22 protein-coding genes and 4 tRNA genes are annotated in these 23,196 nt (G+C 36.6%); 24 read left to right on the top strand and 2 right to left on the bottom strand.

Features of this window, described 5'->3' with window-relative positions; all coding sequences use genetic code 11:
- The first annotated feature begins 4 nt into the window (after positions 1 to 4).
- Together M0G43_RS05770 and M0G43_RS05765 are read left to right on the top strand one after the other, a co-directional pair.
- Positions 5 to 1,732, top strand: a complete 1,728-nt coding sequence (locus M0G43_RS05770) for a TonB-dependent receptor (RefSeq protein WP_248024309.1) — start codon at positions 5 to 7, stop codon at positions 1,730 to 1,732.
- Between the two features lie 120 nt (positions 1,733 to 1,852).
- Positions 1,853 to 3,520: an amidohydrolase gene (locus M0G43_RS05765; RefSeq protein WP_248024307.1), complete on the top strand. Its 1,668-nt coding sequence runs from the start codon at positions 1,853 to 1,855 to the stop codon at positions 3,518 to 3,520.
- Positions 3,521 to 3,523: 3 nt separating this feature from the next.
- Here the strand turns inward: M0G43_RS05765 and M0G43_RS05760 are convergent, their stop codons facing one another.
- The gene (locus tag M0G43_RS05760) at positions 3,524 to 4,225 is read right to left on the bottom strand and encodes a class I SAM-dependent methyltransferase (protein WP_248024305.1); all 702 of its coding nucleotides are present in this window, start codon (positions 4,223 to 4,225) and stop codon (positions 3,524 to 3,526) included.
- 68 nt (positions 4,226 to 4,293) lie between these two features.
- Here M0G43_RS05760 and M0G43_RS05755 point away from each other — a divergent pair, with 68 nt between their 5' ends.
- The 5 genes from M0G43_RS05755 to M0G43_RS05735 all read left to right on the top strand — a co-directional run bounded on the left by M0G43_RS05755 (position 4,294) and on the right by M0G43_RS05735 (position 8,001).
- Positions 4,294 to 4,794 (top strand): YkgJ family cysteine cluster protein, encoded by a 501-nt coding sequence (locus M0G43_RS05755; protein ID WP_248024303.1) that lies wholly within the window; start codon positions 4,294 to 4,296, stop codon positions 4,792 to 4,794.
- 3 nt (positions 4,795 to 4,797) lie between these two features.
- Positions 4,798 to 5,694 (top strand): hypothetical protein, encoded by an 897-nt coding sequence (locus tag M0G43_RS05750; protein WP_248024301.1) that lies wholly within the window; start codon positions 4,798 to 4,800, stop codon positions 5,692 to 5,694.
- Entirely contained in the window at positions 5,687 to 6,523 is an 837-nt protein-coding gene (locus M0G43_RS05745) for a sterol desaturase family protein (protein WP_248024298.1), read from the top strand. The genes M0G43_RS05750 and M0G43_RS05745 overlap by 8 nt, the downstream gene beginning before the upstream one ends.
- A gap of 227 nt (positions 6,524 to 6,750) precedes the next feature.
- The gene (locus M0G43_RS05740; RefSeq protein WP_248024296.1) at positions 6,751 to 7,440 is read left to right on the top strand and encodes a hypothetical protein; all 690 of its coding nucleotides are present in this window, start codon (positions 6,751 to 6,753) and stop codon (positions 7,438 to 7,440) included.
- A 162-nt stretch (positions 7,441 to 7,602) separates the two neighbouring features.
- On the top strand, positions 7,603 to 8,001 hold the full coding sequence (locus M0G43_RS05735; protein ID WP_248024294.1) for a hypothetical protein: 399 nt from the start codon (positions 7,603 to 7,605) through the stop codon (positions 7,999 to 8,001).
- Here M0G43_RS05735 and M0G43_RS05730 read toward each other — a convergent pair.
- The gene (locus tag M0G43_RS05730; RefSeq protein ID WP_248024292.1) at positions 7,998 to 9,281 is read right to left on the bottom strand and encodes an exo-beta-N-acetylmuramidase NamZ domain-containing protein; all 1,284 of its coding nucleotides are present in this window, start codon (positions 9,279 to 9,281) and stop codon (positions 7,998 to 8,000) included. The genes M0G43_RS05735 and M0G43_RS05730 overlap by 4 nt on opposite strands.
- A 9-nt stretch (positions 9,282 to 9,290) precedes the next feature.
- Here M0G43_RS05730 and M0G43_RS05725 point away from each other — a divergent pair, with 9 nt between their 5' ends.
- The 17 genes from M0G43_RS05725 (at position 9,291) to tuf (ending at position 23,143) form a co-directional block, all read left to right on the top strand.
- Entirely contained in the window at positions 9,291 to 10,526 is a 1,236-nt protein-coding gene (locus tag M0G43_RS05725) for an ABC transporter permease (protein WP_248024290.1), read from the top strand.
- Positions 10,527 to 10,672: 146 nt separating this feature from the next.
- The gene (locus M0G43_RS05720) at positions 10,673 to 11,653 is read left to right on the top strand and encodes a PLP-dependent cysteine synthase family protein (protein WP_248024288.1); all 981 of its coding nucleotides are present in this window, start codon (positions 10,673 to 10,675) and stop codon (positions 11,651 to 11,653) included.
- A gap of 133 nt (positions 11,654 to 11,786) precedes the next feature.
- A complete protein-coding gene (locus M0G43_RS05715) occupies positions 11,787 to 13,082 on the top strand; it encodes a DUF2851 family protein (protein ID WP_248024286.1) in 1,296 nt (431 codons plus the stop codon).
- Positions 13,083 to 13,108: 26 nt separating this feature from the next.
- Complete coding sequence (locus M0G43_RS05710; RefSeq protein ID WP_248024283.1) at positions 13,109 to 13,336, top strand: PspC domain-containing protein; 228 nt, start codon at positions 13,109 to 13,111, stop codon at positions 13,334 to 13,336.
- Between the two features lie 3 nt (positions 13,337 to 13,339).
- Entirely contained in the window at positions 13,340 to 14,362 is a 1,023-nt protein-coding gene (locus tag M0G43_RS05705; protein ID WP_248024281.1) for a potassium channel family protein, read from the top strand.
- A gap of 106 nt (positions 14,363 to 14,468) precedes the next feature.
- Positions 14,469 to 16,139: an alanine/glycine:cation symporter family protein gene (locus M0G43_RS05700; protein ID WP_248024279.1), complete on the top strand. Its 1,671-nt coding sequence runs from the start codon at positions 14,469 to 14,471 to the stop codon at positions 16,137 to 16,139.
- A 21-nt stretch (positions 16,140 to 16,160) separates the two neighbouring features.
- Positions 16,161 to 17,060, top strand: a complete 900-nt coding sequence (locus M0G43_RS05695; protein ID WP_248024277.1) for a ComEA family DNA-binding protein — start codon at positions 16,161 to 16,163, stop codon at positions 17,058 to 17,060.
- Between the two features lie 36 nt (positions 17,061 to 17,096).
- Positions 17,097 to 18,254, top strand: coding sequence for an acyl-CoA dehydrogenase family protein (locus tag M0G43_RS05690; protein ID WP_248024275.1), 1,158 nt, complete (start codon positions 17,097 to 17,099; stop codon positions 18,252 to 18,254).
- Between the two features lie 12 nt (positions 18,255 to 18,266).
- Positions 18,267 to 19,700, top strand: a complete 1,434-nt coding sequence (locus M0G43_RS05685; RefSeq protein WP_248024273.1) for a carboxypeptidase-like regulatory domain-containing protein — start codon at positions 18,267 to 18,269, stop codon at positions 19,698 to 19,700.
- 87 nt (positions 19,701 to 19,787) lie between these two features.
- Positions 19,788 to 19,982, top strand: coding sequence for a 30S ribosomal protein S21 (gene rpsU / locus M0G43_RS05680; protein ID WP_248024271.1), 195 nt, complete (start codon positions 19,788 to 19,790; stop codon positions 19,980 to 19,982).
- 105 nt (positions 19,983 to 20,087) lie between these two features.
- On the top strand, positions 20,088 to 20,981 hold the full coding sequence (locus M0G43_RS05675) for a tyrosine-type recombinase/integrase (protein ID WP_248024792.1): 894 nt from the start codon (positions 20,088 to 20,090) through the stop codon (positions 20,979 to 20,981).
- Positions 20,982 to 21,005: 24 nt separating this feature from the next.
- Positions 21,006 to 21,308 carry a ribosome hibernation-promoting factor, HPF/YfiA family gene (gene hpf, locus M0G43_RS05670; RefSeq protein ID WP_248024269.1) on the top strand — a complete coding sequence of 101 codons (303 nt, stop codon included), beginning with the start codon at positions 21,006 to 21,008 and terminating at the stop codon, positions 21,306 to 21,308.
- A 100-nt stretch (positions 21,309 to 21,408) separates the two neighbouring features.
- Positions 21,409 to 21,482 (top strand) — tRNA-Thr (locus tag M0G43_RS05665).
- Between the two features lie 62 nt (positions 21,483 to 21,544).
- Positions 21,545 to 21,626 (top strand) — tRNA-Tyr (locus M0G43_RS05660).
- Positions 21,627 to 21,683: 57 nt separating this feature from the next.
- Positions 21,684 to 21,759 (top strand) — tRNA-Gly (locus M0G43_RS05655).
- 66 nt (positions 21,760 to 21,825) lie between these two features.
- Positions 21,826 to 21,897, top strand: a tRNA-Thr gene (locus M0G43_RS05650).
- Between the two features lie 58 nt (positions 21,898 to 21,955).
- Positions 21,956 to 23,143: an elongation factor Tu gene (tuf, locus tag M0G43_RS05645; protein WP_248024267.1), complete on the top strand. Its 1,188-nt coding sequence runs from the start codon at positions 21,956 to 21,958 to the stop codon at positions 23,141 to 23,143.
- The last annotated feature ends 53 nt before the right edge of the window (positions 23,144 to 23,196 follow it).

Genomic DNA, 23,196 nt, shown 5'->3' with positions numbered 1-23,196 from the left:
AATTATGCAGAATCAAATCAAATATACCCTCATCCTGATGCTTTTGGCAAGCAGCACCTTTTTTGCCCAAGAAAGAACCAAAGACACCTTGGATCCCGAGGTAGTCAATGTGGTAAAACCCTACACACCTACCATTTCCGATGCGTTTAAAATCAAGGAAACACCTACCCTCGATGATGCCACGACCACAACCAAAAAGGAAGTGAAGTACAATATCTTTTCCATTCCAGTCGCATCGACCTTCACACCTGCCAAAGGCAAGGCTGCCTCTGTGAACAAAGCGAAGCAGGACAAATTGTATGACAACTATGCGTCGTTGGGCGTGGGCAATTATACGACTGTTTTGGGCGAAGTCTATTTGAATCACGAATTGGGCAGAGGAGAAACCGTTGGTGGCTATTTGAGTTATCACTCCTCTGGCGGAGGTATTGAAGGCTTACAAGTAGACGACAACTTTATGGACATCAACTTGAACGCGAACTATACTAAAAAGGAACGTGATTATTCTTGGAGTGTTGATGGTGGCGGATTGTACAAGAATTATAATTGGTACGGGCTCCCAAAAGACTTTTTTCTAGATGAGGTTGCTGATACTTTGGACGTTGGACATTCGTACACTGGCGTCAACATCGGAGGGAAAATCAAGTTTGAAGATTCTTATTTCAAGCAAGCCACTGTGCGATTCAGACGCTTTGGAGACAATCAAGGCAGTGGTGAAAATAGGCTTGTTGTGAAAGGAAATGTGGACGTGCCTATCCAGGATGAAATCATCTCTACGAAAGTGACTTTAGATTACTTGGGTGGTTCGTTCGATAGAAGCTATTTCGTGAACGAAGAGTTGAAATACGGAAACTTTAATATCGGTATCGCGCCACAATATCAATTGACGCAAGACGATTTGACCTTGAATTTGGGCGTGAGTCTATTCTATTTAAACAACACCGAAAGTGGTGACAACGATATCTTTATCTACCCGAACATTACTGCCAGTTATCGTTTGGTAGACGAGTTGTTGATTGCCTACGGAGGCATTGAAGGTGGCTTGATTCAGAATTCGTATGAAAACTTCGTGGATCAGAATCCGTTTGTGTCGCCAACCTTGTTCATAACACCTACTGACCAACAATACAATGTCCACGCTGGAATCAAAGGAAAACTGTCGAACAGTATGAGCTACAACGTCAATGCACGTTATTTTGCAGATAGAAGCAAAGCCTTGTTCAAATCGAACGCCGTGTTCAGCGATGCCACCGAAGATTATCAAATGGGCAACTCATATGATGTTGTTTATGATGATTTGAAAACCTTTGCATTTTCTGGTGAATTGAGTGTGGACGTGAATCGTAACTTTAAGTTGGGTGCCAAGGCAGAGTTTTTTGCGTATAATACCAAAGACGCATCCGAACCTTGGAACTTGCCAGATATTACCGGATCATTGTTTGTAGATTATCAGATTGACGAACATTGGTTTGCGGGCGCTAACCTGTTCTTTGTGGGCGAGCGTAAAGACCAGTTTTTTGAAGTTGGCACCCTTGTGCTTCCAGACCCTCAAACAGTTACTTTGGACAGTTATTTTGATGCCAATGCCCACGTTGGGTATCGCATCACCGATCAGATTTCGGCCTTTGCGAAAGTCAATAACATTGCAAACCAAAACTATCAACGTTGGTTTAATTATCCAGTGCAGGGATTTCAGTTTTTGATAGGTGCTACCTATCAGTTTGATTTTTAGAAACACACATTATTTGCATTAATGATTATATTGAAAAAGCATCTCAAGTGGGATGCTTTTCTTATTTTTACATAGCTGTCTGATCGAGCGGAGTCGAGACCTATTCAACCCTATATGATTATGAAAAAAATCCTAATACTCTTTGCAATTATATGCTTCTTTTCCTGTAAAAATGAAGAAAAAATCAAAGTAGATGCCATCGTTATCAATGCCAATGTTTATACTGTGAATGCCAGTTTTGATAAGGCGCAAGCATTCGCTATTAAAGATGGTAAATTCTTTGATATCGGAAGAAATAGTGACATCCAAGACAAATACGAAAGCCACAACATCATTGACGCCAAAGAACAAACTGTATTGCCTGGCCTGATTGATGCGCATTGTCATTTTTTGGGATTGGGATTCAATCAGCAAAGCATTAATTTATTCGGTACCAAGAGTTTTGAAGAAGTGGTGGATAGTGTGGTGGCGTTTCACAAAAGAACCAAGGCAAAGTTTATTACTGGTCGCGGCTGGGATCAAAATGATTGGCTTGAGAAGGAGTTTCCAACAAAAGACTTGCTCGATGCCAAGTTCCCAAATACGCCAGTCGTGCTTACCAGAATTGATGGTCACGCCGTAATTTGTAACCAAGCCGCTTTGAACCTTGGCAAAGTAACTAAAGATAGCAAGGTTGAAGGTGGCGAAGTGGTTTTAAAAGATGGAAAGCCTACAGGTGTGTTGATTGACAATGCAGAAACATTGGTAATGGATGCTTGGCCAAAAAATACCCGAAAGGACATTGCCAAAGCCTTAATTGCTGCCCAAGACATCTGTTTTAAATACGGATTGACCACCGTTGATGATGCAGGATTGAATAGAGATGCCATTGAAGTCATTGATAGTTTGCAGAAAGCTGACATCTTAAAGATGCGAGTGTATGCAATGGTTTCAACCTCTGATGAAAACCTCGATTACTATTTGAACAAAGGTATTTACAAAACAGACTATTTGAACGTTCGCTCCTTTAAAGTTTATGGTGATGGCGCTCTGGGTTCTCGTGGTGCTTTGTTGCGCAAGCCTTATAGCGACCATCCAAACCATTTTGGTCTGCCAATCACCAGCATTCCAAAACTGGATAGCATTGCGCAACGTATTGCCAATTCGAAATTCCAAATGAATACACACGCCATTGGAGATTCTGCCAATCACACATTATTGACTATTTACAACAAGGTTTTAAAAGACAAGTCAGATAGACGTTGGCGCATCGAACACGCGCAAGTCATTTCTCCAAAGGATTTTGAAAAATTCAAAAATGTGATTCCGTCGGTACAACCTACGCACGCGACGAGCGATATGTATTGGGCAGAAGAACGATTAGGGAAAGAACGCCTGAAGAATGCCTATGCTTACCAAGATTTATTGAAAGTCTATGGTAAAATAGCCCTTGGAACCGACTTTCCTGTTGAGGAGGTCAGTCCGTTTTTGACGTTTCATTCGGCTGTAGCACGACAAGATTTGGAAGATTATCCGTTGGAAGGATTTCAGATGGAAAACGCTTTAAGTAGAGAGGAAACCTTACAGGGTATGACTATTTGGGCAGCCTATTCCAATTTTGAAGAAAACGAAAAAGGAAGTATTGAAGTTGGTAAGTTTGCTGATTTTATCATTTTGGACAAGAACATTATGGTCATTGACAATAAAGACATTCCAAAAGTGAATGTTTTGAAAACGTTTGTAAATGGTGTGTTACAATATGAAATGCCAACCAAGGCAACTGAAAACACATCCGAAGAAAAAAAGTAATACCTATTTCGAAGTCAGGCGAGCCAAATAATCAAAGTGTTCGCCTTCTTGAACCAATTCGCAATATAATCCCACTGATTCACATTCCTTCTTAAAGGTATTGAAATCGAGGTACAACCATTTCATAGGAACTTCATTTTCGCCTTTATAGCTTAAGAAATAGTCGAGTTCGCCATAATAGTTGGCGTTGAGGTCTTGCCAGAATCCGCCATCTTCATCTTCATACATATATTTGATATCGGAAGAATCAATCAAAATCTGTCCGTCAGGATTCAACAGTGATTTTAGATGAATGAGATATGATTTTGTTTTTGACAACTCTTGAAAAATTCCGATGCCATTCATCAACAATAATATGGTGTCAAAGGTTGCAGTTTCACCAAGAATATCCACTAACTCAACGGAATTCACACCACGAGCGTTAGCAACTTCAACAGCACCTTTAGATACGTCAATTGCTTTCACATCAAAACCTTTGTTCTGTAAATACAAACTATGGCTTCCGGAACCACAGCCAACATCCAAGGTCTTTCCTTTCGCCAATTGCAAAGCTTTTTGTTCTAATTTCGGCATGCTATCAAAACTTCTGAATAAATAGGGAAGTGGCAATTCATCTTCATCAGAGATATTGGTTGACGTGATGAGGTCTTCGGTGTAATTTCCGTTATGGTAATCCAATAAAGCTTTTCCGAATAAATCTTTCATAAGTTTTTGGTTAGTTCGACTGTTATCCAAAGACGAATTAAATCGAGAACTTTAATTATTTTTGTGTTATGCAAGACATCCTCAATCATCTGCCACAGCTCGCCAAAGATAAGCATAAGGAAAACAAAAATTTCTTTGCAAGGCTAAAAAAGAAGCCACCAAAACAATTGGATTATTTGATGCAGGAGTTGCACGAAGCAGAATTTCAACGAACCGACTGTTTGGAGTGCGCTAATTGCTGCAAGACAACAGGGCCTTTATTTACGGATAAGGACATTGAACGCATTGCGAAACATTTCAGGATGAAACCGTCTCAATTTATAGCACAGTTTTTGAGGCTAGATGAAGAAAATGATTATGTGTTGCAGAGTGTGCCGTGTACATTTTTGGGTGCTGATAATTATTGTTCCATTTATGAAGTGCGACCAAAAGCGTGCAGGGAATTTCCGCATACCGACCGAAAGAAATTTCAGCAAATCTCTAATTTGACATTGAAGAATGTGGCCATTTGTCCTGCAGCGTACAACATTGTGGAAGAAATGAAAAAACGATTGCTTCAAATAAAATAACAGATGAAAAAGACATTTTTGATACTTGTATTCGGTTTGATGGTCAGTGTTGGCCAGGCTCAAGAATGGTTTACGTCTTTTGATGTTGCCAAGAGATTGGCACTTGTACAGGACAAAATGTTGTTGGTAGTTTGGGAAGGTTCGTTTGAGTATTCAATACCCGTTAGCTATACAGCTGTAAACGGCAACAGAACTGTGATTGATTTGGCTGTTGATAAAACTTTGGATCCTATTATATTCAATTATTTTGTGCCAGTAAGATTGCAGGAAGTCAATCACTTGGATGTTATGAAAAAGGCCGAGGGCAGAGGTTTATCTTATAAAAGTAAACTTGAAGACGATAGCATCAAAATTATGGATGTCAATGGCAATATCCTGAATGTTGACCAATCTTCTGAAATGATTTTGGATTTTTCAGAATTAATCAACCGATACGCACTTAATACTTCTTTTCTCAATGCAGAATTGAGGAATTATCTAGACAATCCGAACTATTTATCCTCGTTTTTACTTGGTGAAAAGTATATTGAATATGCTATGTATGCACAAAAGGACTTGAGACTAGAAATCATTGATTTGGGAACCATTTATCTTGAAGAGTCGAAAAAGATGGCAGAAGCCAATAGTATTGACAATTTAGATGGTGTACTTCAAAAGATTGAATTGAAGGAGATTGAAAGCTTATTGATATTGAACAAAGAAGGAAAGGCGAAAAGATTTTTGAAAAGGATTGAACAACAAGATGTGGAGACAATAAATCAACGCACTTATAATTTTTTGAACTATGTAATTTCCACATTGGATAATGATAATACAAACGCAGATATGTGGAAAAATGAAATTTCTTCATTAGATTTGAGAAAAGCCGAAATGATTTTGAATATCATAAAACATGGATAATATAATCAACTATTTTGAAACCATTCCTTCACTTCACAGAAGCATCATTTTGGTAGGAGGTATTGCTTTCTTTTGGTTGCTCGAAGGTTTTCTGCCGTTATTCCAATTTGAATACAAAAAGTGGCAGCATGCTTTACCAAACTTTTTCTTTACGCTTACAACAGTTGTTGTAAATTTTGGGTTGGCTTTTTTATTATTAAAAACGGCCGATTGGGTCAAAGCCAATGATTTTGGAATCATCAATTGGTTGCCAGAAATGCCATTATGGCTTTATGCATTTTTAGGTGTATTGTTTTTGGATTTTTTCGGAGCTTATTTGGCTCATTTGGTGGAACACAAGACAAAAATCCTCTGGATGGTGCATTTGGTACATCATACGGACCATAAAGTGGATACTACAACAGCCAATAGACATCATCCAATTGAAAGTGTCATTCGCTTTGTGTTTACACTTTTTGGGGTTTTCATTGTAGGAACTCCGATTGCCTTGGTGTTCTTGTATCAGTCGCTTTCATTAATTGCTACACAATTTGGTCACGCCAATATTAAAATGAATAGAAAACTGGACAAAGCGTTGAGTTATGTGATAGTTTCTCCTGATATGCATAAGGTGCATCATCACAACGTATTGCCTTATACGGACTCTAACTATGGAAATATCTTTTCAATATGGGATCGACTGTTTGGAACTTTTATGTCTTTGGATAGAGACACAATCGTTTACGGCGTTGATACTTTTCCAGATGAGAAAACTAACAGTAATGTCAAGGATCTGCTGAAGCAACCGTTTCATAAATACCGCAAACCTACGACGCACAATAAGCATTAAAATTTCTAAAGACAGAACAATAATTGTTTTGATTTAAGTTGTTCATTTTTAAGTATTTGATCAATTTTTGCATTTCGTCGATTATTTTTGAAAATTCTCACATCTCATCGTTGCTTTTATTGTTTTGACTAAAACCTTTGGGGCGCTTACTTCCTCACTCTAATTTTGGTACAGAATTAATCCAAAACCCTCAAAAAAGATTAATTAAACCAAAATGCCCCCCAATCATGAACTTATTAAATAGAACGACAACTAAATTCTACCTTTCCATCATCATTTTGATCTTGATGACTATGATTGCCCAAATGGCGAATGCCCAAAATCAGTATACCACCATTTCAAAAAATATCAACCCAGAAGCTCAAAACCTTTATCACGATTTGTCGCCTCAAGGCGACAGTCTCTACCTAAAAGCTGAAACTATTTTTTATAAAGTTGCTTTTTTGAATAGTTTGGATAGAAAGGTTTTTACATTTAATCCTCCAGTTCTAGAAAGTAAAATTGCTCTTAAAGATATTGTGGTTGGCGATTACACTGTTTTGGTTTACAAGCGTGACCGCATTATTGTATTTCATATATCGAGATTATATGAAATAGAGAAGCCTTTGCAGATTTTGCTAGATAATGAAATTTCTTTATTAAATGTTGATATTGGAAAAACTGTGGTGAAAGAAGTGGCTATCAAACAACAATCTCTTTTGAAATTTGGTATGAACAATATTGAATTGGCCGAAAATTTTGATTTAGGTATAGAGGAAGTCAAATTTGCAGTCAATGATGATAATTTAAAGATTGATGAAAGCAACTTCTCAATCAAAACAAAGCCTTATAATCTTACAAGCAGAGACAGAAAAAATATGCAAAGCAGGGAAGAATATCGTAAAATTAATTTAAGACCAAATAAAAAAACGTACTAACTTTTCTGCTTTTTAAGATGTAGTATAATTTTGAGTAATTCGTCGAATTAATTGACATTTTACAGACGAAATAAATTATTTGATCTCTATTTAGTATAGATTCGTTTAGGGATTATTATTTGCTGTTGATAAAATTGTTGAACCAACCAACATACAGCAAATATGGGAAAATATAGAAGGTTATTTTTGGCTTCGATTGTAGGACTTACTATTCATAAGCTACAAGCTCAAAAACCATTTGCCACTATTGAAAAGAATTATAATGTGAGGGCAAAAGATCTTTTTCACGAACTGAATTCTTCAAAAGATACTTTACTACTTCAAAGTACAAAACCTATTGATTACGTTTATGCCATTAATAGTGACTATAAGCGTGAAATTGATTTTTATAATAACACCAATTCACTCAAGATACCTTTGAATCAATTAAGCAAAGGCAAACACGTCTTTGTGGTGGGACACCAAAAAATGCAGATCATTTTTGTAGTAAGAATACAAACTGAAACCAAGAAAGCATTGGCAATGGTTTCAAAAGATCAAACCACAATAAATGGAAACTAATTGTAAATCAAATACTTTTTTCTGACAGATTTGAATGCGTCCAAATCCTTTTGCCACGTAGCTTTAATAGATTTTTCATCCATTCCATCTTCAATTTGTTGACGCAGTTTTTTGGTACCAGCTAATTTCGTGAAGAAATCATTGAAGAAAATTTTCTTGTCAATAGAATGATTGTAAGCCTCGATGAGCCAATCTAAATCGAGCCTATTTAAAGAATCAGTATTGCTTAAATCTTTTCCAAAGCATATAGATTCTTGATGTAGAGGAGATTTTGCCCCTTCATTAGGTTGCGGAACAAATGTATAGTCATAAAGCTCTTTATGCAGAAACGGACTACCAAAAATTTGGAATTGTTTGTTTGTTCCTCTGCCAACACTCACATTGGTGCCTTCAAAGAAACAAAGACTTGGATAGAGATTGATAGCTTTGTCATTGGGTAAGTTGGGCGAAGGTTTAATGGGAAGGTTATATGAAGTTTGATGTGTATAATTTTTAACAGGAATAATCGATACATCGCATTGAATGCCATTTTTTAACCACTTTTCACCATTGATCATTTTGGCATATTCACCAATGGTCATACCGTGTACCACTGGTATTGAATGCATACCAATGAAGCTCTTATGTTCCTTTTCCAAAACAGGACCATCAACGTAATGTCCATTAGGATTTGGCCTATCCAAAATCAAAACCGGAATGTTTGCTTCAGCACAAGCCTCCATCACATAATGCAATGTAGAAATGTATGTGTAAAATCGAGCGCCAACATCCTGAATATCAAAAATCATTAGGTCAATGCCTTTTAGCTGTTCTGGTTTAGGCTTTTTATTGTCGCCATAAAGAGAAATAATAGGAACGCCAGTTTTTTTGTCAACACCATCTTTAATCAACTCACCTGCGTCAGCCGTGCCTCTAAAACCGTGTTCTGGAGCATATACTTTTTTAACATCAATTTTTAAAGAAATCAAGGAGTCTACCAGATGCACGTAAGGTCTTGGCTCTTGATTCTTCCCTCCCAACTTTTTAAAAATCACACTTGTTTGGTTCGCAACAATACCTATTTTCTTTCCTTTCAACAATGGTAAATAATCAGCCGTGTTGTTCGCACCGACGCTAATATCTTGCACGCTCAATCTTTCAACTTTTTCAATAGTTTCAAGTTTTAAACTATTCACTTCTGTGGTCGATACTCCATCTTCCATCTTACTGGAAAAGTTTCCACAAGAAATGGCTGTCAAAACAAATAATAAAACAGTATTTTTGAACATCATTAAACGCATCTTGAAAAATTGAATTACGAATTTTTTATAGCTAAACGTATTATTGGCAATAAAACGTATAAAAGTAGTGTATCAGCACCAATTATAAAAATTGGTATTACTGCGATTGCTATTGGGATTATCGTCATGCTTATTGCCATTGCAACGGGTATTGGGCTTCAACAAAAAATTCGAGACAAAGTTGTGGCTTTTAATGGTCATGTCATTATTACCAATTTTGATTCCAATATTTCTGATGAGTCTGAAGCGCCTATCAGGTTAAAGCAAGATTTCTATCCAAAATTCAAATCTGTTGATGGTATAAAACATATTCAAGGTGTTGCCACAAAATTTGGAGTGGTTCGCACAGAAACCGATTTTGAAGGTATCGTTTTAAAAGGTGTAGGCTCGGATTATGATTGGCATTATTTTGAAGAATTTTTGGTAGAAGGTCGTTTGCCACAATTTGGTTCCGAAATGAGTAACGAGGTAATAATTTCACATTATCTTGCCAATAGGTTGCAGTTAAAACTCAATGGAACGTTTCAAACCGTTTTTGGAAAGGAAGATATTAACGAAATCCCATTTATCAGAACGTTCACCATTGTAGGCATCTACAATTCCGGATTTCAGGAATTGGATGAAAAATTCGTCATTGGAGACTTGCGTCATATCCAACGTATGAATAAATGGGAAGCTGACCAAATTGGAAATTTTGAGGTGTTTATTGATGATTTTTCGGACATTGATACCAAAGCCGTCGAAATCTATCAAGCCATTCCGTCAAAAATGAATTCAGAAAGCGTGGTGCAAAAATACTACTCTGTATTCGAATGGATAAAGATTTTCGACAATAACACCTACGGAATCATCGGCATTATGATTTTGGTGGCTGGAATAAATATGGTCACAGCATTGCTCGTCCTTATTTTGGAACGCACCCAGATGATTGGCATCCTCAAAGCTCTCGGAAGCAGCAATTGGAGCATCCGTAAAGTATTTTTGTATAACGCTACCTATCTGATTGGGTTAGGCTTACTTTGGGGAAACATCATAGGCATTGGATTGCTCTTTGCGCAAAAATATTTCAAGCTCATACCCTTGGATCCAAGCGTCTATTACGTCACCGAAGCGCCAGTGTATATCAGTTTCGATTACATCCTTCTCCTCAACGTAGGCACCTTTGTAGTCTGCCTGCTTATGCTTTTGCTTCCGTCGGTCATCATCACAAAAATTTCACCTGTAAAAGCCATACGTTTCGATTGATTTTGGGCGTTACCACAAGGGTCGCGCTATCCACTATATCTTTTTTTTCAAAAAAGGATACCGTTCCTATCGCTAACGCAATTAAAATCCGTTTTGTTTTTTAACTCCTAACTTTTAAGCTAAATTTGCACCGCAAAATAAATAAAATGGAATACGCAAAGAACATTCTTGAAACCATTGGAAACACACCTTTGGTAAAAATCAATGAGTTGACCAAAGAGTTGCCGTGTTTGGTATTGGCAAAATATGAAACCTTCAATCCAGGCAATTCAGTAAAAGACCGAATGGCATTAAAGATGATTGAGGACGCAGAGGCTGATGGTCGTTTAAAGCCAGGAGGCACCATCATTGAAGGGACTTCAGGAAATACAGGAATGGGATTGGCATTGGCAGCCATCGTTAAAGGTTACAAATGTATTTTTGTGATGAGCGACAAGCAGTCCAAAGAAAAAATGGACATTTTAAGAGCAGTTGGAGCGGAAGTTATTGTGTGTCCAACAGATGTGGAGCCAACGGATCCAAGAAGCTACTACTCCGTATCAAAACGATTGGGAGAAGAAACACCTAATTCTTGGTATGTGAATCAATATGACAATTTAAGCAATGCCAAAGCACATTACGAAAGTACTGGTCCTGAAATCTGGAAACAAACAGATGGCAAAGTGACCCATTTTGTAGTGGGTGTTGGAACAGGCGGAACTGTTTCAGGTGTTGGAAAATACCTAAAAGAACAAAATCCAAATATCAAGGTTTGGGGAATTGATACTTACGGAAGCGTTTTCAAAAAATATCACGAAACAGGCGTTTTTGACAAGAACGAAATCTATCCTTATGTCACCGAAGGAATTGGTGAAGATATTCTTCCAGCAAATGTTGACTTTAGCATCATCGATGCCTTTGAAAAAGTAACGGATAAAGATGCGGCAGTTTACACGCAGTTATTGGCAAAGAAAGAGGGAATGTTTTTGGGCAATAGCGCAGGAGCAGCCATTAAAGGCTTGTTGCAGTTAAAGGATAAATTCACAAAAGATGATGTAGTTGTCGTATTGTTCCATGATCATGGCAGCCGTTATGTGGGCAAAATGTTCAATAATGATTGGATGAACAAAATGGGATATTTGGATTGATCAAAATTCCTTCAAAAACAAAAATTTCTTTAATTAAAATAATAAGCCTGAACTCAAGTTCAGGTTTTTTTCGTTTAAAAAGAATGTTCGATTCCTTTGTCAAACGTACATTGTAATTTATTACATTTAGTCTATGCAAGAAGACTTTTTACATTACGTCTGGAAACATAAAAAATTCTCAACACCAAGACTCCTCACAACAGATGGAGAGCTATTGACATTGGTAAAAGTCGGACAGCATAATTTGAATTCAGGGCCAGACTTTTTCAATGCTCAATTGGGAATTGGAGGTCAATTGTGGGCAGGAAATGTTGAGGTGCATATAAAGAGTAGTGATTGGTATGTTCATAATCACGAGCGCGATGCAGCTTATGACAATGTTATTCTTCACGTCGTCTATGAGCACGATACCGAGATTTTTAGGAAAGACAATACAGTTATTCCAACATTGGAATTAAAGAAATATATCAGTAAAGACTTATTGCATAACTATCAGAGTCTTTTTTCTACTCAAAAAAAATGGATTAATTGTGAAAATGATTTTGCCAGCACAGATGATTTTGTACTTCAAAATTGGATGGAAAATCTATATTTTGAACGTTTGGAGCGAAAATCAAAAGCTATTGAAACAATGCTGTTACTTTCAAAAAATGATTGGGAAGCGGTGTTGTTTAGGCTTTTGGCCAAGAATTTTGGTCTCAAAGTCAATGGTGAAGCATTTTTGAGTATGGCATCATCCTTCGACTTTTCAATCATCAGAAAATCACAGTCAAAGGTAGAACAGCTTGAAGCACTATTTTTTGGACAAGCTGGTATGTTAGATGAAACGATTGAGAATGCATATCATCAACAACTTACCAATGATTATAAATTCTTAAAGCAAAAATATAGTCTGTCGAACTCCAATGTCATTCCAGCCCAATTTTTTAGGTTGCGACCTCCGAATTTCCCAACGATTCGCCTATCTCAATTGGCAATGCTATATCACCAAGAGCAAAATTTGTTTTCAAAAATCATCAATGCACAAAGCATAGAGGAACTATATGCTTTAATGAAGGTTTCTACTTCCGATTATTGGACAGAACACTACATTTTTGGTAAAAAATCAAAGTCCTTAAAAAAGACGTTGACAAATTCGTTCATAGATTTATTAATTATTAACACGTTGTTGCCATTGAAATTTAGTTACGCTAAATCTCTTGGAAAAACGATTGATGACAACATTCTATTTATCATTCAACATATTGAAGCAGAAAATAATGGCATTGTCAGTAGCTTCAATTCCCTTAAAAAAGTCGCTTCAACGGCTTTAGAATCTCAATCACTAATTCAGTTGAAAACAGACTATTGTTCAAAAAATAGATGTCTTCAGTGCGCTATAGGAAATGCACTCATTACGAAATCCCAACTTGAGAATCTTAATTCATAAGATTAAAATTATTACTAAATTGCATTATGAACGTTTTCTATAAAGCCCTTCTTTATTTTCAGAAACACGGATACTATGTTTGTCAGCGAATTGCCGATAGATTGGGCATTCGAGCCAAAGTAGTTAGAACCTCGTTTATGTATTTGACCTTTGTGACATTGGGATTTGGTTTTGCGCTTTATCTTTTCATAGCGTTTTGGATGCGCATCAAAGATTTGATATATACAAAAAGGTCATCTGTATTTGATTTATAATAGATGAAAAATCCAATCATTCAACTTTTTAGAACCAGAATATATATGGCCATATTTCTATTGGCGCTGTTGATGGTTGTTGGGGTTTTGGGTTTTAAATTTATGTCTAACTATTCTTGGATTGATGCCATCTATATGACTGTCATTACCATTACCACAGTTGGTTTTGGTGAAGTGCAGCCTCTTGATGAGTTTTCGAAGATTTTTACGGTGTGTCTTATTTTGGCGAGTGTCGTTATTGTGGGTTACGCCTTGACCGTTATTACCGAATATATTTTGAGCAAAAACAATTTTGAAGAATTAAAACTCAAGAAGATGCAAAAAAAGATTGATAAACTTTCAGGACATATCGTAATTTGTGGCTATGGACGAAATGGGAGACAGGCCGCAAAAAAGTTGATGGCTCATAAAAAGTCATTTGTCATTATTGAACAAGATAAAGATATTGTTGATAAACTTCAAGATGAGGATATATCTTATGTTTTTGGCAATGCAAACGAAGATGAAACCTTATTGCGAGCAGGGGTCGATAGAGCCGACACCATTATTTGTGCACTTCCAAATGATGCCGATAATTTGTTTGTGGTGTTATCAGCAAGGCAACTCAATAAAAATTTAAGAATTATTAGTAGAGCCTCTCAAGAAACATCATATGAAAAATTGAAGTTGGCTGGAGCAAACAACGTGATTCTGCCAGATAGAATAGGAGGTGACCATATGGCGTCATTGGTAGTCGTTCCAGATTTGATTGAGTTTATTGACAATCTATCTATTGTAGGACGTTCCGATATTAATATTGAAGAAATATCAACTGAAAAGCTCTACAATACTTCTGAAGTTAAAACCATTAAAGATTTGGATTTGAGACATAAAACCGGTTGTACAGTCATAGGCTATAAAAATGGAGAAGGCGAATATATTGTGAATCCTGAAGCGGAACTTAAACTGGTTCCAAATTCAAAAATTATTGTCTTGGGTCGGCCTGAACAAATTCAAAAATTAAATTCTCTGTATGACATAAATTAGGCTAATGCTCATTTTAACAATAGATGTTTTATAAAATCATTTTTTTTTAGCATCTTGTCACGTTTTTAAGAAAAAACTAATCACTAACTAATTTCAAATAAATTTTATGAAGAAATTTCTTCTTTTGGCATTATCTACTCTTTTACCAATATTGACATTTGCTCAAGACAAAGGTCTGGATGAACAAATCAACGATGCATTTATGCCTATTGCAACGTGGTGGGAAGGTTTTATTCTAACCACTGTACCACTAGGAAGTTACAACGTTCCATTTGTGGTGTTGTTATTGGTTTTCGGAGCTACTTTCTTCACTATATATTTTAAATTTCCAAGTATCACCAAATTTAAAACAGCGATTAATACAGTAAGAGGTAGATATGTAGATATTGAAAAACACGGAGTGGATAAACTTTATAATAATGACGAAGCTCTTGCTGTTGAGGATATCCCAAATACAATACGTGACGAAAGTGCCCACGGTGAGGTGTCTCACTTTCAGGCTTTGGCAACAGCTGTTTCAGGAACAGTGGGTCTTGGTAATATTGCTGGTGTTGCTGTAGCAATTGGAATGGGTGGTCCAGGCGCCACATTTTGGATGATTATATGTGGATTGTTGGGAATGTCTACCAAGTTTGTAGAATGCACACTTGGTGTAAAATATAGAGATGTTGGTAAAGATGGTACTGTCTATGGAGGACCAATGTATTACCTTTCTAAAGGTTTGAAAGAAATTAAATTTGTTACCGTTGGTAAAATTTTAGGAGGATTATTCGCGATTTTGTGTGTAGGTGCATCTTTTGGTGGTGGAAATGCCTTTCAGTCAAACCAAGCAGCTGTTCAAATCAGTTCTTTATTGAATTTGCAAGGCGGTGCAAACGGTGTGATCATTGGTTTAGTTTTGGCCATACTGGTGGGTATCGTTATTATAGGTGGCATCAAACGTATTGCAAGTATTACTGAAAAAATTGTGCCTTTTATGGCAGGTCTTTACATATTGGCATCCTTGGTCATCATCTTTGCTAATATTAGCGATATTGGATTGGCATTTTCATTGATTATTGATGGTGCTTTTTCTCCTATGGCTGGTCTTGGAGGCTTGGTAGGTGTATTGATTGTCGGTTTCCAAAGAGCTGCTTTCTCTAATGAAGCAGGTGCTGGTTCAGCTGCCATTGCTCACTCTGCTGTGCGAACAAAATATCCAGCTTCCGAAGGTGTTGTGGCGCTTCTAGAGCCTTTTATAGACACTGTTGTAATATGTACGATGACAGCTTTGGTCATCATTTTCTTCAACATTAATGGTACTGATCCTCAATCGGTATTTGATTATACAGCCGCTCACGGCAGTAGCGTTATTTTAAAATCTACCGAATTGCCTATTAGTGGTGTTGATTTAACATCAATGGCATTTGATTCAGTTATACCACACTTCTCGTATGTATTGACGGTGGCGATTGTATTGTTTGCATTTTCAACGATGATTTCTTGGTCGTACTATGGACTACAATCTTGGAAATATCTTTTTGGTAAAGGAAAAACAGCAGATTTAGCATACAAAATCTTGTTCCTGATATTCGTGGTTATTGGTGCTGCTGCAACATTAGATGCGGTGATCAAGTTCTCTGATGCTATGATTCTTGCGCTGGTATTCCCTAATATGATAGGATTGTTCTTCTTGTTCCCTAAAGTAAGGCAGGAAATGAAAAGATATCTCAATGCAATCTCAATTAAAAGAGAAGCTATCCAAGACGGAGCAGAAGATATTACTAAACATATGTAATCACTTTGTGATTACCATACAATGAATAAGCTAAAATCCCCTTTTGTGTTTTCGAGGAAGCAAAAAAACGGGATTTTGCTTTTGTTGCTGTTGATTATAGTAACACAAGGTTTCTATTTTCTCCTTTCTTCTAAAAATGATGAAACTAATGTTGACCATAAAGATTTGGCCAAGTTTATCAAAGAAGTAGATTCTTTAAAATTGGTTGAATCAGAAAACCGAAAGCCAAAAATTTACCCTTTCAACCCTAATTTTATCACAGACCATAAAGGATATTCCTTGGGAATGTCCAATGAAGAAATAGATAGATTATTGGCTTTTAGGAAGCAGGATAAATGGGTCAATTCTGTTCAACAATTTCAAGATGTGACAAAAGTTTCAGATTCTTTGTTGGATGCAATTTCGCCTTATTTCAAATTTCCAGATTGGGTGACAAATCCTAAACCAAAATCCTCTTCTTGGGTAGATTATTCCAAATCAAATGAAAACAAAGCCTATCTAACCAAAACATTTGAGCAAAAAATTGATTTGAATAAAGCCACGTCAGAGCAGCTTCAGAAAGTAAACGGAATAGGCGTTGCACTGGCAGACAGAATCATCAAATATCGCGGGAAATTTGTAGGTGGTTTTATTTCGGACATACAACTTCAGGATGTTTATGGTTTGTCTCCAGAAGTTATAGAGAGAGTCAAAAATGATTTCACAGTCAAAACGCCTCGACCTATTCAAAAAATAAATCTCAATACAGCTACAAAGGAACAATTGGTTACCATTCAGCACATAGACTATGAGGTTGCGCACTATATTATTGAGCAAAGGACTTTAAGGGAAGGATTCAAATCACTTGACGAGTTGACCAAAGTTAAAGCCTTTCCAATCGGCAAAATTGATATAATTAAGTTATATTTGACGCTAGAATAACTCCGGATTTTCGGAACAAAAAAGCAACAGAACATTATGTACTTCACAGAAGAACATCACTTATTTAGACAGAGTTTACAGGATTTTTTAAAGAAGGAAGTCGTTCCTCATATTGATAAATGGGAAAAGACCGGAACCATCGAACGTTTCATATGGAAAAAGTTTGGTGATATGGGTTTTTTCGGAATCAATTACCCAGAGCAATATGGTGGTTTAAATCTTGACATTTTTTACACAGTAATTTTTCTAGAAGAATTGCAAAAAATCAATTCAGGAGGTTTTGCAGCAGCTATGTGGGCGCACGCTTATTTGGCAATGACGCATCTTAATAAAGAAGGCAGTCACGAAATTAAAGAGAAATATTTGGCACCAAGTATTTCTGGTGATATGATAGGATGTCTGTGCATTACTGAACCTTTTGGAGGAAGTGATGTGGCAGGTATGCGTTCAACCGCCGAAAAGAAAGGAGATACTTACGTATTGAATGGTTCCAAAACATTCATAACCAATGGTATTTACAGTGATTATTTAGTTGTAGCCGCCAAAACTTCTCCAGAGAAAGGAAATAAAGGCATAAGTATTTTCGTGGTTGATAGGAATACTGAAGGCGTTTCTGCAACTAAATTGGATAAACTTGGTTGGCGAGCTTCAGATACAGGCGAAATTGCTTTTGATAATGTCGTTATTCCAGCCAATCAATTAATGGGTGAGGAAGGTCAAGGTTTTGCATACATTATGCAGCATTTCGCTTTAGAAAGATTGATAATGGGTATCAATGCACACGCAAGAGCTGAATTTGCCTTGGAATATGCACTTCAATATATGTCAGAGCGAACGGCTTTTGGAAAAACAATTGATAAGTTTCAAGCTTTGCGACATAAAGTAGCCGATTTCTATACCGAAATGGAAATCTGCAAAGCATTCAATTATTCGGTGGCACATCGATTGAATAAAGGTGAATATGTAGTTAAAGAAGCCACGATGTCAAAATTGCATTCCACCAAAATGGCTGACGAAGTCATTTACGGTTGCCTTCAATTTTTAGGAGGTTATGGCTATATGGAAGATTACCCAATGGCACGTTTGCTTCGCGATAGCAGATTAGGGCCTATCGGTGGCGGAACGTCAGAGATTTTACGTGAGATACTCGCCAAAATGATTATTGATAAGAAAGATTACAAACCAGCAACTTAATTTTTGCGTCTTATGAAAACCAAATCTATCCAGTACATTACCGTTTTTATTTTTTCCTTCTGCTTTACTTATGGTTTTTCCCAAGTGGAATTAAAAAACAAAGTTGTAGATTTTACGACATTGATGCCTATTGAAAGTGCAAGTATTTACATCAAAAATACAACCACAGGGACTGTGAGTAATTCCGATGGAAAATTTGTGCTTTTGGTTCCTAACGAATATGCCAATGATACTTTGGTGATATCCTCAATTGGCTACAAAAGTTTCAAGTCGGCCGTAAAAGATTTTGATAATTCGATGGAAATTTTTCTTGAGGAAGACATCGCTTCGCTGGATGAAGTAGTGTTGGTTGCCGAAACCAGGCCAAAAACAGGAAATGACATTGTGTTGAGAGCATTGGAACGTTTGCCTAGAAATATGCCTGATTCGTCCTATTTGCAAAAAGGATTTCTTCGACACAAAGAGCGTAATAAAAAAGAATTTAAATGGTTGATTGAAAGTGCTATCACCGTATACGACTCCAGTTATAATATGAATGCTGCAAACAATCTGAAGATCAATGTCGATGAGGTTCGAAAAAGTTACGACTTGCGTGATGTAGATAGTTTGCTTACTTACACGGCCTATCTTCAACAGAGAACAAATAATCGAAACCTGAAAGCCAGAAATCTGCGCAGAGATACCATCAGGACATCTACATTGGTTAAGGCCATTAAGTGGAATGATACAAGAGTCAATGGGTTGCAAAATCTCTTTGAAGGAAAATTAAATTTAGTTCGAAATTCGGCAAGCTCAAAAGCACTCTTTGGTGAAAATATCTTGGATGTTCACCAGTTTGAATTGGATACAGTTTTAGTGGATAACGAAAGAAAGATTTACAAAATCAAGATTAAAGAAGGTAAAGATTATGTCAACCTTAAAACCAAAGGCATTTTTAATGATGGTTATAAGGCTGAAGGCTGGATTTATATTTATTGGGACACTTATGCCATCAAAAAAATTGAATATAATTTGATTGCTGCGTCACCAGAACAGAAGAGTAGAAGCAAGGCACTTTTTGATACGCAAATCAACCATAAATTGGTGCTCAATTATATGGAATATGAAGGAAAAATGTATCCTAATTACATTTATTACGAAACACCAAAGCTTGTGAATGTAGGTTCCAAACCAACCGAACCTAGAAAAAGTATTGATGAAGCTGTTGCCACATATGACAAGGACGAACGTTATTATTATACAGTGCAAGAAATTCTTTTTACAGAAGTTATTTTAGAACCAGAAAAAATTCAGCAAGCATTGGCAAAGAAATGGGATCCGGATATTTTTTCAATCAAGCCATATAACAAGAATTTCTGGAAAAACTATAATACTCTTTTGGAAAGCGATGAAGATGAGCAGTTGATACAAGATTTGACGAAACGTTCTTCTCTGTATAAAGATTGAAAAAAATAAAAAAATAAAATTGCAGATAATAAAAAACACTTTATATTTGCAGCCTTGAAATTCTAAAAGAGAGGAGGTTAAGATACTATGTTAATAATACCGATTAAAGAAGGAGAAAATATAGATAGAGCGCTAAAGCGTTTCAAGCGTAAGTTTGATAAAACTGGTGCGAAGCGTCAATTGCAAAATCGTAAGCAATTCACAAAGCCTTCAGTAGAACGTAGAGCACAAATTCAAAAAGCGCAATACATTCAAAGATTGAAAGATCAAGAAAACATCTAAAAAAGTTTTCAGACAATATCAAAATTCCCGCATCTGTGGGAATTTTTTTTGTCTTATATTTAATGGTTTTCATTTGAAAAATTGATAAGCAAACAAAATAGTGAGATAATGATTGATGCCTTTACAGAATATTTACTTCGAGAAAAAAACTATTCTCCTCTCACCATAAAGGCTTATCATTCCGATTTACAGGAATTTTCAGATTATGTGTTGAAGGAATTTGATTCGGATAGCATAAATGATGTCAACTACGCACAAATTAGAAGTTGGATAGTCACGCTAGTTGAATCCGGTATTTTAAACAGAACGATCAATAGGAAAACATCCTCCTTAAATTCATATTATAAATTCCTTATGAAAACCCAAACAATTAGTGTCAATCCTTTAGCAAAGCATAAGGTTCTAAAAACTGGAAAGAAAGTGCAGATTCCGTTTTCTGAAGCTGAATTGAACACCGTTATTTCCAGTTTGCAATCAGAGACTGATTTTGAAGGATTACGAAACAAGTTAATTGTTGAGCTTTTTTATGCCACAGGAATTAGACGAATTGAATTGATACAGATAAAACTCTCCAATCTGGATTTATCCAATAAAACGTTAAAAGTAATTGGGAAGAGAAATAAAGAGCGCTACATCCCGTTAATAAATTCAGTTGTTGAAACAGCTAAAGCTTATTTGATTGAACGAAATAATCTTGAAACAATTTCTGACAAGGAGTTTCTCCTTTTAACGAAAAAAGGGTTAAAAATTTATGAAAATCTTGTTTACAGAATTATTAATGATTATTTTAGTAAAGCATCTAGTAAGGTAAAAAAGAGTCCGCATATATTAAGGCACTCATTTGCGACTCATTTGCTTAATCAAGGTGCAAATTTAAATGCTGTCAAGGAACTTCTTGGACATACAAGTCTGGCAGCAACCCAAGTCTATACGCATAATAGTATAGCAGAACTTAAAAAAGTGTATTCCAATGCTCACCCAAGGAGTAAAAAGGAATAATTTGTCTAACCAAAATTGATAAGTATGAAAGTTAACACACAATCGGTAAATTTTAATGCGGATAAAAAATTGATTGCATTCATCCAAAAAAGAATGGATAAGTTAGATCAGTTTTATGATAAGGTCATCCAATCTGATGTGTATTTAAAATTAGATAACACAAGTCAAAAGGAAAACAAGATTTTCGAGGCAAGAGTCAGTGTTCCAGGCGACAGTATTGTTGTAAAAAAGCAATGTAAAACTTTTGAGGAAGGTGCTGATAGTGCAGCCGCGAGTATTGAACGACAATTAAAAAAGAGAAAAGAAAAATTAAGAGCCCATATCTAGTAAAATTTTTCAAAAAATGTTTTGAAACAAAAAATAAATCTTTACATTTGCAGTCCGTTAGAAATAGCGGGCTTTTTTTGTGATGAAAAAAGGTTGAAAAGCCGATGTAGCTCAGCTGGCTAGAGCAGCTGATTTGTAATCAGCAGGTCGTGGGTTCGAGTCCCTCTATCGGCTCTTTTTTAACAACAATTTCGAAAAAAGAAATTGAAGGTTGAAAAAATGAAATTTTGACAATTGGGGAGATACTCAAGCGGCCAACGAGGACAGACTGTAAATCTGTTGGTTTTACCTTCGCAGGTTCGAATCCTGCTCTCCCCACTAATTGTTCTTTATAGAATTGAAGTTTTGAAAATTGGTAAAATTTTTAAAAAAAATGCGGGAGTAGCTCAGTTGGTAGAGCGTCAGCCTTCCAAGCTGAATGTCGCCGGTTCGAACCCGGTCTCCCGCTCCAAAATTTACGAGTTACGATATGCGGTTTACGAATCGTAAATCTTAAATCGGCAATCGTAAATGAAAAGCCGGTGTAGCTCAGGGGTAGAGCGTTTCCTTGGTAAGGAAGAGGTCACGAGTTCAAATCTCGTCATTGGCTCAATTATTTAGAATTGAATAAGAACACTAATATAAATTAAGATTAAAATAAATTAAACATGGCAAAGGCAACTTTCGATCGTTCAAAACCACACTTAAACATTGGTACTATTGGACACGTAGATCACGGTAAAACAACTTTAACTGCTGCTATTACTAAAGTATTAGCTGATGCAGGTTTATCAGAAGCAAGATCATTTGATCAAATTGATAATGCTCCAGAAGAAAAAGAAAGAGGTATTACTATTAATACTTCACACGTAGAATATGCAACTGCTAACCGTCACTACGCTCACGTTGACTGTCCAGGCCACGCGGATTACGTTAAGAACATGGTTACTGGTGCTGCTCAAATGGATGGTGCTATTCTTGTGGTTGCTGCTACTGATGGTCCAATGCCACAAACTCGTGAACACATCCTTTTAGGACGTCAAGTAGGTATTCCTCGTATCGTAGTATTCATGAATAAAGTGGATATGGTTGATGATGAAGAGCTATTAGAGTTGGTAGAGATGGAAATCAGAGATTTGTTGTCTTTCTACGAATATGATGGTGACAATGGTCCTGTAATTGCTGGTTCAGCTCTTGGAGCTCTTAACGGTGAGCAAAAATGGGTTGACACAGTTATGCAATTGATGGAAGCTTGTGATACTTGGATCGAAGAGCCGGTACGTGATATGGATAAGCCTTTCTTGATGCCAATCGAGGACGTATTCTCTATTACTGGTCGTGGTACAGTTGCAACAGGTCGTATCGAAACTGGTATCGCTAAAACAGGAGATCCTGTTGAAATTATCGGTATGGGTGCAGAGAAATTGACTTCTACTATCACAGGTATCGAGATGTTCCGTCAAATCCTTGATAGAGGTGAAGCTGGTGACAACGCTGGTATCTTGTTAAGAGGTATTGAGAAAACTCAAATCTCTAGAGGTATGGTTATTGTTAAGCCAGGATCTGTAACTCCTCACAAAAAATTCAAAGCAGAGGTTTATATCCTTAAAAAGGAAGAAGGTGGACGTCACACTCCATTCCACAATAACTACCGTCCACAATTCTACGTTCGTACGACTGACGTAACAGGTAACATTCACTTGCCTGATGGAGTAGAGATGGTAATGCCTGGAGATAACCTTACTATTACTGTAGAGCTTATTCAACCAATTGCAATGAACGTAGGTCTACGTTTCGCAATCCGTGAAGGTGGACGTACAGTTGGTGCAGGTCAGGTAACTGAAATTTTAGACTAATTATATAATCTATATATAAATTAAGGTGTTCCGATTTTCGGAATGCCTTGATT

This window comes from Subsaxibacter sp. CAU 1640 (assembly GCF_023156585.1).
Classification (GTDB): Bacteria; Bacteroidota; Bacteroidia; order Flavobacteriales; family Flavobacteriaceae; genus JBPOFM01.
This window is presented reverse-complemented; position numbering and strand designations above follow the sequence as displayed.